The sequence below is a fragment of the Sphingomonas sp. IBVSS2 genome (assembly GCF_002127225.1).
Lineage (GTDB): Bacteria > Pseudomonadota > Alphaproteobacteria > Sphingomonadales > Sphingomonadaceae > Sphingomonas.
Map to the genome: position 1 here is coordinate 456,972 of NZ_NFUR01000001.1, position 14,601 is coordinate 471,572.

At 68.2% G+C, this 14,601-nt stretch carries 19 protein-coding genes; 13 read left to right on the forward strand and 6 right to left on the reverse strand.

What is annotated here, in order from left to right; genetic code table 11:
- Positions 1-2: 2 nt before the first annotated feature.
- The 6 genes from CAP40_RS02085 to CAP40_RS02110 all read right to left on the reverse strand — a co-directional run bounded on the left by CAP40_RS02085 (position 3) and on the right by CAP40_RS02110 (position 3,382).
- Complete coding sequence (locus CAP40_RS02085; protein ID WP_086127692.1) at positions 3-887, reverse strand: flagellar biosynthesis protein FlgJ; 885 nt, start codon at positions 885-887, stop codon at positions 3-5.
- A gap of 87 nt (positions 888-974) precedes the next feature.
- Complete coding sequence (locus tag CAP40_RS02090) at positions 975-1,286, reverse strand: flagellar protein FlgN (RefSeq protein ID WP_086127693.1); 312 nt, start codon at positions 1,284-1,286, stop codon at positions 975-977.
- The gene (locus tag CAP40_RS02095; RefSeq protein WP_086127694.1) at positions 1,273-1,566 is read right to left on the reverse strand and encodes a flagellar biosynthesis anti-sigma factor FlgM; all 294 of its coding nucleotides are present in this window, start codon (positions 1,564-1,566) and stop codon (positions 1,273-1,275) included. Before CAP40_RS02095 ends, CAP40_RS02090 begins: the two co-directional genes overlap by 14 nt.
- Before the next feature lie 69 nt (positions 1,567-1,635).
- On the reverse strand, positions 1,636-2,178 hold the full coding sequence (locus CAP40_RS02100) for a flagella basal body P-ring formation protein FlgA (RefSeq protein WP_086127695.1): 543 nt from the start codon (positions 2,176-2,178) through the stop codon (positions 1,636-1,638).
- A 47-nt stretch (positions 2,179-2,225) separates the two neighbouring features.
- Positions 2,226-2,723, reverse strand: a complete 498-nt coding sequence (locus CAP40_RS02105; protein ID WP_179187851.1) for a flagellar motor protein MotB — start codon at positions 2,721-2,723, stop codon at positions 2,226-2,228.
- Positions 2,720-3,382 carry a motility protein A gene (locus CAP40_RS02110; RefSeq protein ID WP_086128404.1) on the reverse strand — a complete coding sequence of 221 codons (663 nt, stop codon included), beginning with the start codon at positions 3,380-3,382 and terminating at the stop codon, positions 2,720-2,722. Before CAP40_RS02110 ends, CAP40_RS02105 begins: the two co-directional genes overlap by 4 nt.
- Before the next feature lie 216 nt (positions 3,383-3,598).
- Here CAP40_RS02110 and flgB point away from each other — a divergent pair, with 216 nt between their 5' ends.
- From flgB to CAP40_RS02175, 13 genes are all read left to right on the forward strand, one after another.
- Positions 3,599-3,952: a flagellar basal body rod protein FlgB gene (gene flgB / locus CAP40_RS02115; RefSeq protein ID WP_086127696.1), complete on the forward strand. Its 354-nt coding sequence runs from the start codon at positions 3,599-3,601 to the stop codon at positions 3,950-3,952.
- A 2-nt stretch (positions 3,953-3,954) separates the two neighbouring features.
- Complete coding sequence (flgC, locus tag CAP40_RS02120; protein ID WP_086127697.1) at positions 3,955-4,365, forward strand: flagellar basal body rod protein FlgC; 411 nt, start codon at positions 3,955-3,957, stop codon at positions 4,363-4,365.
- Between the two features lie 2 nt (positions 4,366-4,367).
- The gene (locus CAP40_RS02125; protein WP_275916341.1) at positions 4,368-5,075 is read left to right on the forward strand and encodes a flagellar hook assembly protein FlgD; all 708 of its coding nucleotides are present in this window, start codon (positions 4,368-4,370) and stop codon (positions 5,073-5,075) included.
- A gap of 28 nt (positions 5,076-5,103) precedes the next feature.
- Positions 5,104-6,411: a flagellar hook protein FlgE gene (locus CAP40_RS02130; protein ID WP_086127699.1), complete on the forward strand. Its 1,308-nt coding sequence runs from the start codon at positions 5,104-5,106 to the stop codon at positions 6,409-6,411.
- A 26-nt stretch (positions 6,412-6,437) separates the two neighbouring features.
- Positions 6,438-7,181 (forward strand): flagellar basal-body rod protein FlgF, encoded by a 744-nt coding sequence (flgF, locus tag CAP40_RS02135; protein ID WP_086127700.1) that lies wholly within the window; start codon positions 6,438-6,440, stop codon positions 7,179-7,181.
- 15 nt (positions 7,182-7,196) lie between these two features.
- The gene (flgG, locus tag CAP40_RS02140; RefSeq protein WP_086127701.1) at positions 7,197-7,985 is read left to right on the forward strand and encodes a flagellar basal-body rod protein FlgG; all 789 of its coding nucleotides are present in this window, start codon (positions 7,197-7,199) and stop codon (positions 7,983-7,985) included.
- A 10-nt stretch (positions 7,986-7,995) separates the two neighbouring features.
- Positions 7,996-8,691, forward strand: a complete 696-nt coding sequence (locus CAP40_RS02145) for a flagellar basal body L-ring protein FlgH (protein WP_086127702.1) — start codon at positions 7,996-7,998, stop codon at positions 8,689-8,691.
- Between the two features lie 17 nt (positions 8,692-8,708).
- The gene (locus CAP40_RS02150; RefSeq protein ID WP_086127703.1) at positions 8,709-9,821 is read left to right on the forward strand and encodes a flagellar basal body P-ring protein FlgI; all 1,113 of its coding nucleotides are present in this window, start codon (positions 8,709-8,711) and stop codon (positions 9,819-9,821) included.
- Complete coding sequence (locus tag CAP40_RS02155; RefSeq protein WP_144034202.1) at positions 9,818-10,174, forward strand: rod-binding protein; 357 nt, start codon at positions 9,818-9,820, stop codon at positions 10,172-10,174. Before CAP40_RS02150 ends, CAP40_RS02155 begins: the two co-directional genes overlap by 4 nt.
- On the forward strand, positions 10,171-11,514 hold the full coding sequence (flgK, locus tag CAP40_RS02160) for a flagellar hook-associated protein FlgK (RefSeq protein WP_086127704.1): 1,344 nt from the start codon (positions 10,171-10,173) through the stop codon (positions 11,512-11,514). Before CAP40_RS02155 ends, flgK begins: the two co-directional genes overlap by 4 nt.
- A 6-nt stretch (positions 11,515-11,520) precedes the next feature.
- Positions 11,521-12,420 carry a flagellin gene (locus CAP40_RS02165; protein ID WP_086127705.1) on the forward strand — a complete coding sequence of 300 codons (900 nt, stop codon included), beginning with the start codon at positions 11,521-11,523 and terminating at the stop codon, positions 12,418-12,420.
- A 339-nt stretch (positions 12,421-12,759) separates the two neighbouring features.
- The gene (motA, locus tag CAP40_RS02170; protein WP_086127706.1) at positions 12,760-13,623 is read left to right on the forward strand and encodes a flagellar motor stator protein MotA; all 864 of its coding nucleotides are present in this window, start codon (positions 12,760-12,762) and stop codon (positions 13,621-13,623) included.
- A 3-nt stretch (positions 13,624-13,626) separates the two neighbouring features.
- Complete coding sequence (locus CAP40_RS02175; RefSeq protein WP_086127707.1) at positions 13,627-14,598, forward strand: flagellar motor protein MotB; 972 nt, start codon at positions 13,627-13,629, stop codon at positions 14,596-14,598.
- Positions 14,599-14,601 lie beyond the last annotated feature (3 nt).

The window sequence follows — 14,601 nt, forward strand, 5'->3', positions numbered from 1 at the left end:
GGTTACGCTCCCAGATTCGCGAGCATGAGATAGGCGAGCCTGGCATTCTCCGGCGTCGGCCGGAGCGGATCGATGCGGCGGCCGAGCGGGTCGCCGGGCGAACCCTGCGAGACGTTGAGCTGCGCGAGCGTGTTCTGCACCCAGTGGCGATCGCTATCGACCGCGCCGTTGCCGAGCACGACTTCGTTGTCGCCGTCGCTCCAGGCACGGGCGGCGGCGTTGAAACCGTCGTCGAGGCCGGCCGAAGCGAGCCCGGTGGCCCCGCCGGCGGCGGCGCCCTGGTCGAGCTTGCCGGCGAAACGGCCATAGATCTCCGAAAGCGTGCGCGGCTGGCCGTTCGACGCGTAGAACACGCTGCGATTGGCGCGCGCGGCGGCGGGGAACATGCTGGCACCGGTGCGGCCGGGGCTCTCGGCCATCGCGCTCAGGAACTTGTCCGCGCCGCCCAGGCCCAGGAAATGGGCCATGTAGAGATCGGTGCCGGTGGCCGGGCGACCCAGGCGGTCCTCCAGCGAAGCCTTGTTGTCCGCGGCATGCTCGGCGGCCATCAGCGAGGCGGTCTGCGGATCGCTGCGCAGGCCCAGGATCGCGCTGCGCGCGGCGGGATCGCTGACGACATAGCGGCCGGTGCCGGTCTGCCTGATGCTGTCGGCGGCCCAGCCGAGGCCGTGCTCGGCGCCGTGCTGCTTCACCACGCCCAGCCAGCTCTGCTCGATGAACTGATAGAGGCCGGTGGCCGAGGAAGTGCCGGCGCGCGCATCGGCGCGCAGCCCGCTTTCCACCTGCGCCTGGCCGAGCAGATAGTTGAAGTCGATGCCGGTCTTGCGGCTCGCCGCGGCGATCGCCGTCTGGACGCTTGCCCTGGTGTTGACCGAAGTAACGCTCATCGATCCTGGAATCCGAATAGCCTAATCCGGGGCTATCCAGAGCAAGGACCGTGCCAGTTACGGTTAACGGATGTGGGAAACGCCCGCTCAGCCGAGGGCGTAGCCGCCCGGCTTGTAGGCCGGCGCCTGCTGGCCGGAAAGGATTTGCAGGCGGCGGCGAACATTTGCCGCCATCAGGTTCACATAGATGCGGCAGGTCTCGTTGAGCTTGTGCGCCTCGGCGGCGAGCTCGCGGATCTCGGGGCCGGGGGCCTCGCCGTCCTGCAGCGCGACCGTGTCGATCGCGGCGAGCTTGGTGCGGGTGGCCGCCTCCAGCGCGGCGACGTCGTTCGCCTTGAGCGCCGCGATCTCGGCGTGAAGGCATTCGATCACCTGGATGAGCGCGTCACGACGGTTCACGGGACTTCCAATCGAGCTTGAAGGCGAGCAGCCGGTCGGCGATCGTCGAGGGAGAAAGCGGGAATTTATTGTCGTGGATCGCCTTGCGGATGCGCGAGACCCGGTCGGTATCGACCGGCGGCCGGGCCCCCTGCTCCGCCGCGATCTCGGCCGCGGCGCTCCGCACCGCCGGCGCGTCGGCCGCGACCGGGCGCACCGCCGCCACGCGGCTGGCGGGATCAACGGGCACGGTGCGACGGTCGGTGACCGCGCCTGCCTTCGTGCCGATTGAGTCCACCATTGCCTGCAATCCTCGCTGTGCCTGCAGCCCTTCAAACGGCCAGGGCGGACGAAGCTTTACCGAAAAATTTCAGCTGCCCTCGGCGAAGCCGGGCAGGCGGGCGCGGCCGGGCTCGATCGCGATCGCCTGGACCGGCGGCTGCCGGTCGTCCACCTTGATGCCGATCCGCCCGCCCGGAGGCGCATCGTTCATGGCGATGCCCTGGCGCGAGATCGAGAAGCCCTCGGCCCCCGCCTCGACCGTGACCGCGTCGCCGCGCTTGATCACCGGCTCGGCCTTCACCGGAACCGCGGGGCGGACCAGGGTGGTGGCGGGCATCGGCGCGGGCGGCGCGGCCCGGGGCCTGGGCACGGCGACGACGGGCACGAAGATCTTCCAGGCCGGCGCCATGCAGCGCACCACCACCGCGTCGTGATTCTCGCCGCGCCATTCGAGCTGGGGCGCGATGCAGGCCGCCAGCTTCAGCCGCCGGTCGATCGGCGCGATCGCCCCGCCCTGCTCGCCCATCGGCTTGCCGGCGAACTGGGCGACGATCGCATCGAGCGCCTGGGTCGACTGGAAATCCTGCGCGCCCGCGGGGGCGGCGGCGGCGAGTGCAATGGCGAGGAACATGGTCTTCTCCAGGAAAAGGGGGGAGGCAATTGCCGGGTACCGGATCATTACCGGTCTCCCTCGAAGCCGAGGGCGAGGACGGCGCGGCGCTGGCCCCGGCCGGTGGAAATCACGATGCGCGCGGGATCGACGGCGCGCTGGGCGACGAGCAGGGCGGCGACCGCGCGGGCGCGATCGGCGGCGAGGATCGGGCCGCTGCCGGTCGCCGGATCGACGTCCGCCACGGATCCGTCGACTTCGCCGGTGATCCGCAACAGGGTGCGCGGGTCCCGTGCGGCGCCGCGCGCCCATTCCAGCGCCGAGCCGGTATCGACGGGCGCGGCGGAGCCCGGCGCGAAGCCGGTGGCGGTGGCGATGTCGACCGGCATGGCGGCGGGCGCCGCTTCGCGCACGCCGAAGCCGGCGCGGATACCCGCCGCGAGCTTGGCGGGATCGACCTGGCTCGCCTGGAGGAAGACGAAGAAGCCGACGAGCAGCAGCGACAGATCGGCCAGCGTGACCAGCCAGGGCGCGCGCGCGGGCTCGTCCTCGTCGAACACGGTCACGCCGCGATCTCCTTTATCCGGCCGGTGCCCGGCTCGATCGCGGCCAGGGCGGCGAGCGCCGGCTGGAGGCGAAGCCGCTCCTGCGCCTCGTGCCGGGCGCGGCGCTTCAGGCGAACGGCGACCGGCAGCAGCATGAGATTGGCGAGCAGCGCGCCATAAAGCGTGGCCAGCAGGGCGACGGCCATGGCACCGCCGATCGCCTGCGGGTCCTTCATTGCGGCGAACATGCCGACCAGGCCGAGCAGCGTGCCGACCATGCCCATCGCCGGCGCCAGCTCCGCCGCGCCGGACCAGACTTCCCACGCGCCGCGCTGGCGCTCGAAGCGCGCGCAGCGGCGCTGCTCGAGCAGCGTCTCGACGTCCCGCGGCCCTGCGCCGTCGACGATCGCGGCAACGGCCGCGGCGATGTCCGGATCCTCGATCTTCGAGCGGTCGAGCGCGATCACGCCGTGGCGCCGCGCGATCCGGCCGAGCGCCGAGACCTGGGCCAGCAGGGGCTCCACATCGAAGCGCCGGCGCGGCAGCACGCCGAGCGCGGCGACCCCATGGGCCAGATCGCCCCCGGCATTGCGCAGCACGGTGCCGGCCAGCGTCCCCCCGCCGACGATGGCGAGCGCGAGCGGATCGAGGAAAGTCCCCAGGGCTGGAAGTACATTCATGTCCATGCCTGCGTGGGTGCAAGACACGGGCCAACTGGCCGGCGCGGCCTGGAACGCCTGCCGGGCCGCACGGAGCGGCAACCCCCTGCCGCCGCACCGGCAAAACCTTGCCGCCGCCTGCCGGCTCCCAGGGGAAACCGGGTTTTTTCGTCCCTCCAGGCAAATTGGCACGGCGGTTGCAAAGAACCCGGCGAACTTTTGTGCGGGAGACGTGCAATGCCCGATGACAAGCTATTCGGCGTACACGGTGCGGCGCTTGCCGTGCGCTCGCAGCGCATGGGCATGCTGGCGTCGAACATCGCCAACGCCGCGACCCCCGGCTACAAGGCGCGGGACGTGGATTTCCGCGCCGCGCTGAACAGCGCCACCACGCCGGGCGGCTCGCTCGATTCCGCGATCGACGCTAACACGCTCTACCGCGTGCCGCTCCAGCCCTCGGCCGACGGCAACACCGTCGAGCTCACCACCGAGCAGACCGCCTTCGCGGAGAATGCCGTCGCGTATCAGACGACGCTGTCGTTCCTCAACGGCCGCATCAACCAGATCACGCGCGCGCTGAAGGGAGAATGAGCATGGGCGACCAGCCGCTTTCGATCTTCCAGGTATCCGGCCGCGCGATGAGCGCGCAGCTGGTGCGGATGAACACCACGGCGTCGAACCTGGCCAATGTCGGCACGGTCGCGTCGAGCGCCGACGCCGCCTATCGCACGATCAAGCCGGTGTTCCGCACCGCCTTCGACGAGGCGAGCGGCATGTCGACCGTCGATGTCGAGCAGGTCGTCACCGCGGGCTCCGATCCCACCAAGCGCTACGATCCCGGCAACCCCATGGCCGACAAGGACGGCAATGTCTGGGAAGCCGCCGTGGACGAGACCCGGGAGCTGGTCGACATGATGGAGACCGCCCGGAACTACCAGAACAACGTCGAAGTGATGCAGACTGCCAAGCAGCTCATCGTCGACACCCTCAAGCTGGGCCGCTGATCATGAGTGATTTCGACAATACCCTCGCCGGACTGGGCATCTCCCGGTACAACAAGACGAGCACGACGAGCGGCACCACGCTCGACACGAAGGACACTTCGCGGCTCGGCAAGACCGACATGAACGTCTCCGACTTCCTGGCGCTGATGACGGCCCAGCTGAAGAACCAGGACCCGTTCCAGCCGGTCGACAACACCCAGATGGTCGCCCAGATGGCACAGTTCTCGTCGCTCTCGGGCATCACCGAGATGAGCTCGACGCTGAAGTCGATCGCCAGCAAGCTGAACGGCGGCACCCTCAACGACGCGCTCGGCTATGTCGGCAAGAACGTGCTCGTCCAGGGTTCCACCGCCTATCCGCGCACCGGCGGCGGCCTGGCGGGCGCCGTGGCGCTCGACAAGGATGCGACCAACGTCTCCGTCACCATCAAGGATCAGAACGGCAACACGCTGAAGACGATCGAGATGGGCAAGGAAGGCAAGGGCGCCGTGGCCTGGGAATGGGACGGCAAGACCGATGCCGGCGAGAATGCCGGCGCGGGGCCCTTCACGGTCAGCGTCACCGCCTCCAACGGCACCGGCAGCGTCAAGGCCTATCCGCTGGTCTGGGCGCCGGTCACCGCCGTCTCGATGGGATCCGACGGCAAGCCGGTCCTCACCCTTCCGGGCATCGGCAACGTGTCCACCGACGCCGTCTGGCAGGTCGGCTGAATCCATTTTTTCCACGGAGTAACGGAAAATGTCCTTCTTCACTTCGCTCTCGGGCCTGCAGGCAGCGCAGACCGACATGTCGACGATCTCGCACAATCTCGCGAACGTGCAGACCAACGGCTTCAAGAAGAGCTCGACCCAGTTCGCCGACGTCATCGCGTCGACCGCCAACATGAACCCGACCCAGATGGTCGGCTCGGGCGTGGTCGTGAAGGCGGTGCGCCAGCAATTCGGCCAGGGCGGCTTCACCCAGTCGTCGTCCTCGCTCGACGTGGCGATCTCGGGCGACGGCTTCTTCATCGTCAAGGGCGACGAGAAGAGCGGCAACGGCGTGGCCTATACCCGCAACGGCAGCTTCCAGGTCGATGCCGACCGCTATGTGGTCGACGCGCAGGGCAACAAGCTGCAGGTCTATCCGGTCGACGGCTCGGGCGCGGTGGTCGCGACCGGCCTTTCCTCGACGGTGAGCCTGCGCCTGCCCCAGACCAGCGGCACGCCGCAGGCGACCGAGAACGTCAAGCTCGGCCTCAACCTCAATGCCGGCTCGGCGATCCCCTCGACCAACCCCAAGTTCGAGAGCGCCGGCTACAAGTTCGACCGTTTCGACCCGACCACCTACAACCAGTCGGTGCAGACGACGGTCTATGACGCGAACGGCAACGCGCTGACGCTGACCAATTATTTCGTCCGCGAGACCAAGCCGACCGACAGCGACGCGACCAGCACCTGGAAAGTCTATTCCTTCGTCGGCGACCAGCAGCTCAATGCCGGCGACGACCCCGCCACGATGAAGCAGTTCGAGCTGAAGTTCGACAGCACCGGCAAGCTTTCCGAGCCGACCACGCCGATCACCTTCATGGGCTTCCTGGCGCCGGGCGCGACTTCGGAACAGGTGCTCAAGCTCGACCTGACCCAGGGCACCACCCAGGTGAGCTCGCCGTTCAGCCTCAACTCGACCAAGCAGGACGGCTCGCCCGTCGGCCAGATCGAAGGTGTGACGATCGCCGACGACGGCACGGTGACCGCGAGCTTCTCGAACGGCGACACCCAGGCGCTGGGCAAGGTCGTCCTCGCCAGCTTCACCAACAATGCGGGCCTGCGCCAGCTGGGCAACTCGACCTGGGCCGCCACCGGCTTCTCGGGCGATGCGCGCCTGGGCGAGCCGGGCACCAACGGGTTCGGCGGCCTGATGTCGGGCGCGATCGAGCGCTCGAACGTCGACATCACCGAGGAACTGGTCAATCTGATCGCGGCACAGCGCAACTTCCAGGCGAATGCCAAGGCGCTCGATACCGCCAGCCAGATGTCCCAGACGATCTTCAACATCCGCAGCTGATCCGATCGGCTGAGGAGGAGTAAGCAATGGACCGGCTTGTCTATACCGCGATGTCGGGGCTCAGGAGCCAGATGCAGTCGCAGGCGACGATCGCGAACAACATCGCGAACGCCTCGACCATCGGCTTCCGCGCCGAACGCGTCAGCTTCGACCGGCTGGTCCTGCAGGGCACCGGAATGGACTCGCGCCAGCTTGCCGCGGAGGAAGTCAGCGACTTCGACCGCTCGAAGGGCACGATGGTCCAGACCGGCAACCCGCTCGACGTCGCGGTGAACGGCGACGCCTGGATCGCGGTCCAGGCGACCGACGGCACCGAAGCCTATACGAGGCGCGGCGATCTCCGGATCGCGCCCTCGGGCGTGCTGGAAACCGGCGACGGTTTCCCGGTGATGGGGTCGGGGGGCCCCATCACCGTGCCGCCCGCCGACAAGATCAGCATCGCCGAGGACGGCACCATTTCCATCGTGCCGCGCGGCGGCGACCCGACCCAGCCCCAGGAAGTCGGCAAGATCAAGCTGGCGAGCACCGGCGGCAGCCAGACCGCCAAGGGGCTCGACAATCTTCTCCATGTGAAGGGCGGCGGCGTGCTGCCCGAGGACATGGACGCCAAGGTGACTTCCGGTTCGCTCGAGCAATCGAACGTGAACCTGACGCAGGCGCTGGTCGACATGATCGAGAACCAGCGCGCTTACGAAGTGCAGGCCAGCCTGCTCAAGGAAGCCAAGAACATGGACGAGAGCACCGCATCGCTGATGCGGATGCCGTCCTGATTGAGGAGTTAGAACATGGGATCGGCAGCACTGCACATCGCGCGCACGGGCCTCGATGCTCAGGACACGCGCATGCGGGTCATCTCGAACAACCTGGCGAACGTGAACACCACGGCGTTCAAGAAGGACCGCGCCAGCTTCGAGACGCTCGCCTATCAGGTCGTCACCGCGCCCGGCGCCGCCTCGACCGCGGAGACCAAATACGCGACCGGCCTGAACCTGGGCACCGGCGTGCGCATCCAGGGCACGCAGCGGCTCGAGACGCAGGGCTCGCTCCAGACCACGGGCAACGGCCTCGACATGGCGATCGATGGCAATGGCTATTTCCAGATCCAGCTGCCCGGCGGCGGCCTGGGCTATACCCGGGCGGGCAATTTCTCGCGCTCGGCCGAGGGCCAGCTGGTCACCGCCGAAGGCTATCAGGTGATGCCCGGCGTCACCATTCCCGAAGGCGCCATCTCGGTCACCGTCGGCAGTGACGGCACCGTTTCGGCGCAGATGCCGAACCAGACCGACCTCACCCAGATCGGCCAGATCCAGGTGGCGAGCTTCCCCAATCCGGCGGGGCTCCAGGCGGTGGGCGACAATTACCTGATCGAGACGCCGGCGAGCGGCACGGTCGCGCTCGGCAATGCCGGCATCGAAGGCCGCGGCACGATCCGCCAGGGCATGCTCGAGGGCTCGAACGTCAACGTCGTCGAGGAGCTGGTCGACATGATCGAGACCCAGCGCGCCTATGAGGTGAACTCGAAGATGATCTCGGCGACCGACGAGATGCTCAAATATGTCAACCAGAACATCTGAGGGGCGGATCATGAAGCATCTTCACGCCCTCGCCACCGCCGCACTGCTCGCCGCCGGGCTCGCCTTCGCCGCGACGCCCGCCCAGGCGCAGTTCCTGGGCATCGGCAAGAAGAAGCAGACGGAGGATTTTTCCGCGACGCTTCCCGCGCCGATCGCCGCCCAGCCGCCGGCCAATGGCGGCATCTTCCAGGCGGGCGACGGCTATGCCGCGCTCTACGAGGGCATGCGCGCGCGCCGCGTGGGCGATCCGCTGACCATCCTGCTGGTCGAGAAGACCGCCGCGTCCAAGTCGGCGGGCAGCAAGCTCGACAGCGGCGGCGGCTTCGGCCTGACGCCGCCCACCACCGGCGCGCTCTCGCTGTTCAAGGAAAGCGACGCCAGCGTGAGCGGCAAGCGCAACTTTGGCGGCACCGGCACGGCCGACCAGGCCAATGCGCTGTCGGGCGAGATCAGCGTCACCGTCGCCGCCGTCTATCCCAACGGCACGATGCTGGTGCAGGGCCAGAAGCGCGTGACCCTCAACCGGGGCGACGAGTTCGTCCAGATCAAGGGGCTGGTGCGCACCGCCGACATCGACGCGAACAACCGCGTGCTCTCGACCCGCGTCGCCGATGCCCGCATCGCCTATACCGGCAAGGGCGACGTCGCCCGCGCCAGCCGCCAGGGCTGGCTGAGCCGGTTCTTCTCCGTGATCAGCCCCTTCTAAGAGCCGGAGCCAGCCAGATGATCCGCCGCTTCCTCGCCCTCGCCGCCCTCGCGGCAATTGCTCTTGGCGCTGCCGCCACTCCCGCAGCGCATGCCCAGCGCGTAAAGGACCTGGGCGGGTTCCAGGGCATCCGTACCAACCAGCTCACGGGCTATGGCATCGTCGTCGGCCTGCCGGGCACGGGCGACGACAATCTGGAATATACCGTCCAGTCGATGAAGGGCGTCGCCTCGCGCTTCGGCCTGCAGCTGCCCCAGGGCGTGGCGCCGGGGCTGAAGAACGCCGCGGTGGTGATGATCACCGCCGAGCTGCCCCCCTTCGCCAAGCCGGGCCAGAAGCTCGACATCACCGTATCGTCGATGGGCAAGGCCAAGTCGCTGCGCGGCGGCACGCTGATCCTCACCCCGCTCCAGGGCGCCGACGGCCAGATCTATGCGATGGCACAGGGCAATCTCGCGGTCGGCGGCCTCGGCGCCGAAGGGGCCGACGGCTCGAAGATCGTCGTCAACACGCCGTCGTCGGGCCGCATCCCGGAAGGGGCCACGGTCGAGCGCACGGTCGATACCGGCTTCGACAAGTCGCCCTTCCTCACCTTCAACCTCGCCCGGGCCGACTTCACCACGGCGCAGCGCGTGCAGGACGCGATCAACCTCCGCTTCGGCACCGGGCGCGCCCGCGCCATCGACGGCGTCTCGATCGCCATCCAGGCTCCCGCGGGCCGGGACGTCCGCGCCGAGCTGATGAGCGAAGTCGAGAACCTCACCGTCGAGGCCGCGGAAGCGCCCGCCAAGGTGATCGTCAACGCGCGCACCGGCACGGTGGTGATCAACTCGGCCGTCCGCGTCAGCCCGGCGGCGGTAACGCATGGTAAACTGACCGTTCGTATTGATGAGAATCAGCGCGTCAGCCAGCCCGCACCGTTCAGCAAGGGCGAGACCCGCACCGAGCAGCACAGCACGCTGGGCGTGGAAGAGGAGAAGCGACCCATGTTCCTGATGGCACCGGGCCCCAAGCTTTCCGACGTCGTCAAGGCGGTGAACGCGATCGGCGCGTCGCCGGCGGACCTCGTCGCCATCCTCGAGGCGCTCAAGGAAGCCGGCGCGCTCAAGGCCGAGCTGATCGTCCTGTGAGCAAGCTGCTCGGCCCCATCGGCAGCCCGTCGGGCGGCGTGTCGACCGATACGTCGCGCCTGGCGTCCAAGGAGAATCTCGAAGCCGCCGGCCAGCGCTTCGAGGCCGTCTTCACGGGCATGATGCTGAAATCGATGCGCCAGGCGAAACTGGGCGACGGGCTGTTCGACAGCAAGGGCGAGGACCAGTTCCGCGACATGCAGGACCAGCAGCTGGCCCAGAGCATGGCCGTGCACGCCCCGATCGGCATCGGCAAGGCGATGACCGCCTTCCTGGCCAAGAGCATGAAGACCGAGGCGGCCGCGGAACCCGGCGCCGCATCGGCAGCCGCGCAAGGAGGCACCGTCAAATGACCGACCTGCTTTCGATCGGCGCCAGCGGCGCGCGCGCCTATCAATCGGCGCTCGCCACCACCTCGGACAATATCGCCAATGGCGCGACCGCGGGCTATTCGCGCCGCGTCGCCACGGTCCGCGAAGTCGTCGCCACCGGCGGCAACACCAGCGCGATCAATTCGGGCCTGGGCGCCAATGTCGGCGGCGTCACCCGCGCGGCCGATGCCTTCAAGGCGACCGAGGTGCGCAGCGCGAGCTCCGACCTTGCCCGCACGCTCGCCGGCGCCACCTGGCTGGGGCGGATCGACAGCAGCCTGACCCAGAACAAGCTGGGCGACCAGCTGACCGCCTTCTTCACTTCGGCCAAGGCCGTGGCGGCAGACCCGACCGCGCTGCCCGCGCGCGCGACGATGCTCGAGAATGCCGCGGGCGTCGCCGCCGCCTTCGGCGCGACGGGCAAGGCGCTCGACGGCGCGATGTCCGATCTCAAGGCCTCGGCCGAAACCGCGGTGACGCAGCTCAACAATCTCTCGGCCAGCCTCGCCAAGGTCAATGCCGGCCTGGCCCGCGCCAATGAAGGCACCGCCGGCCAGGCGGCCCTGCTCGACCAGCGCGACCAGATGCTCGAGCAGATGAGCGCGCTGACCGACGTGACGGTGAGCTTCGACAATTACGGCCGGGCCACCGTGCATGCCGGCGGCAATACCGGCCCGCTGCTGGTCGAGGGCGCGCAGGCGGCCCAGGTCTCGCAGGTGAGCAACGACGAGGGCGCTTTCTCCTTCGCAGTCAAGCAGAGCAGCGGCCAGGTCCAGCCGATGTCGCCGGGCGGCGGCGCCCTCGCCGGCATCGCCGAGAGCGGCGGACGCATCGCGGCGGCCCGCGACCAGATCAGCCAGATGGCCAGGGATTTCGCCGAGGGCGCCAATGCCGTCCAGGCGGCGGGCAGCAACCTGCAGGGCAGTGCCGGCCAGCCGATCTTCACGGTGGGCGACCCCGCCTATCAGCTCGCCACGGTCATGACCGATCCGCGCGGGATCGCCGCCGCCGCCGCGGGCGCGGGCCCGCGCGACAATGCGAACCTCGCCGGCTTCGAGACGCTGCGCACCAGCGGCAAGTTCGAGCAGGGCGTGACCGATCTCACCGCGGCCAATGGCGCGGCGCTTTCGGGCCGCAACAGCGTGGCCGACGCGCAGACCGCGATCCGCGACGCCGCCGTCTCGGCGCGCGATTCGGTGAGCGGCGTGAACATCGACGAGGAAGCGGTCGACCTGATGCGCTTCCAGCAAGCCTATCAGGCGTCCACTCGCGTGATCCAGATCGCGCGCGAGACGCTGCAATCCATCCTCGATATCAGGTAGACGATCATGCGCATCTCCACTTCGCAGATGTACGGCCGGCCGGTGTCGCTGATGACCCAGCTCACCGCCGAGGCCGACAAGACCCAGACCCAGATCGCCACGACCAAGCTGGGCGTGACCGCGGTCTCGGACGCGGCGGCCTATATCAAGCTGCAGCAGATCAAGCGCGCCACCACCGCGGACGCGACCTACAAGGCCAACATCACCGTCGCCCAGGGCGTGGTCTCGCAGACCGACCAGACGCTGGAGGGCGTCGAGACGCAGCTCCAGCGCGCCCTCGAACTCGCGACGCGCGCCAAGAACGACACGCTTTCGGATTCGGATCGCGCGTCGATCGGCGAGGAGTTGAGTTCGATCCGCGACACGCTGTTCGCCCTCGCCAACACCAAGGACGACATTCGCGGCCAGCCGCTGTTCGGCGGCGCGACCGGCGATGCCGCCTATGTGAAGAACGCCGACGGCTCGATCAGCTTCGCCGGCACCGGCGAGCCCTCGGCCATCCCGATCGGCGACGGCGAGAACATCCAGCCGACGATCAGCGGCCAGCGGGTGTTCAGCCCCGCCGGCGCCGACATTTTCGCGACCCTGGGCAACCTTGCCGATGCGCTCAAGACCGGCGGCAACGTGCAGGCGGCCGGCGCCACGGCGCTGAACGGAATCAATGCCTCGCTCGACACGGTGGCGTTGGCGCGCGCCTCGGTCGGCGCCCGCGGCGCGCGGCTCGATCTCCAGGCGGACCGGCTGACCGACGTGGCGGAGACCCGCGAGGCCACGCGCTCGGGCATCGAGGATACCGACATCCCCACCGCGGTGGCGAACCTGCAGAAGACGCTGACCGTGCTTCAGGCCACCCAGGCCAGCTTCTCCAAGCTGAACAGCGTGTCGCTGTTCGACTATATCAAGTAACCATCTCAAATAGGCACAGGCAGGCGCCCAACTTCCGTCGTCACCCTGAACTTGTTTCAGGGTCCAGCGTGCCACCAGCGATATCGCGGGTGGAGAATTGAATGCCGAAACGCGTTCGGCATGACGGAAGGGGGAGGCCGCGACATTCAACTTCCTCCCTTGCCGCCGGGAGCGGAAGGGACAGGGCGGAACGTCGATCCCGACTAGGCGGTCCCCCGGAAAATCCAAGCGAAACGGCGAAATAATTCGCCCCGGTAACGAATTAACCACGTTTTTCCGCTGAAGATAACGGCGAAACGGTCGTTAACCGAGACGTCAAAATAGGGGTTCTTCGCGCACATGTTTCCGGCAATCGGCCTCGTCATCCTGCTCGCGATGGTCTTTGGTGGTTTCGCGATCACCGGCGGCGCGCTCGGCCCCGTGCTCGAGGCCATTCCGCACGAGATGCTGATCATCGGCGGTGCCGCGATGGGCGCGCTCGTCATCGGCAATTCGATGAAGGAGCTGAAGGCGCTCGGCGGCGGCCTGGTCAAGGTGCTGAAGGGCCCCAAGTACAAGAAGCAGGACTATCTCGACACGATCTTCCTGGTCTCCAAGCTGATGAAGATGCTGCGGACCGAAGGGCCGATCGCGCTCGAGCCGCATGTCGAGGATCCCAAGTCGAGCGCGATCTTCGCCGAATATCCGCGCCTGCTCGCCGACCACACGCTGATCAACCTGATCACCGACACGCTCCGCCTCGTCGTCGTCTCGTCGGGCACGCTCGACGTGCACGCGGTCGAGGAGGTGATGGACAATTCGATCAAGACCCACCACCACGAGGTGCAGGGTCCGCAGACCACGCTCCAGTCGCTGGGCGACGCGCTGCCGGCGCTCGGCATCGTCGCCGCCGTGCTCGGCGTGGTGAAGACGATGGGCTCGATCGACAAGCCGCCGAGCATCCTGGGCGCGATGATCGGCTCGGCGCTTGTCGGCACCTTCATGGGCGTGCTGCTGGCCTATGGCATCGTCGCGCCGCTGGCGGGCCGCCTGCAGCAGGTGATCGACGCCGATTCGGCGATCTATCACGTGGTGAAGCAGATCATCATCGCCTCGCTCCACGGCCATCCGCAGCCGCTGGTGATCGAGGCCGCCCGCTCCAGCATCGCGTACGCCAACCAGCCGGGCTTCGGCGAGGTGTTCGACGGGCTGCGGGGGCGCTAGGCCATGGCGACCGCGCGCGCTCCCCACGGCATCAACGCGCCGCCCAAGATCATCGTCAAGAAGATCTATGTCGAGGGGCATGGCGGCCATCACGGCGGCGCCTGGAAAGTGGCCTATGCCGACTTCGTGACCGCGATGATGGCGTTCTTCCTGCTGCTCTGGATCCTGGGCGCCACCACCGAGAAGCAGCGCAAGGCGCTCGCCGACTATTTCGCGCCGACGCTGGTCGAGCTGAAGCAGAACAGCGCCGGCTCGAACGGCCTGTTCGGCGGCGAGGCGATCAACCAGCGCGACAATTATCCGGGCAAGGCCTCGCAGACCGGCACGCGGGCGCTCACCGTGCCGGTGGGCGGCAGCGGCGGCAACAATGTCGGCACCGGCGCCAAGGGCACGCTGAAGGATCAGCGCGCGCTGACCCAGCAGGACCAGAAGAATTTCGACGAGACCGCCAAGCGGATCCGCGAGCGGATGCGGACGACGCCGGCGCTTTCGAAGCTCGCCAATCACGTCCGCTTCGTGCCGACGCGCGACGGGATGCGGATCGACCTGCTCGACGATGCCAATTATTCGATGTTCAACCTGGGCACCACGGCGCTGGTGCCCGAGGCGAGCGCGCTGATCGGCACGATCGCGGACTCGATCAAGGGCATGGAAAACCCGATCATGATCCGCGGCCATACCGACAGCCTGGGCTATGGCGACCCGCTGGCGATGAACAACTGGATGTTGTCGAGCGGCCGCGCCGAAGCCACGCGCCGGCGGCTGCTCTCCGGCGGCGTGACCGAGATGCGCTTCGAGCGGATCGAGGGCGTGGCCGACCGCGAGCCGCTGATCGTCGACAACCCCGCCGATCCGCGCAACCGCCGCGTCTCGATCACCCTGCTCTATCGCCGGATCATGGACCAGGACCAGCAGGGCCGTTTCCGCCCCGGCCTGCGCGCCAGCCGCGAGGCCGGGACGCCATTGCCGCGCTGATCG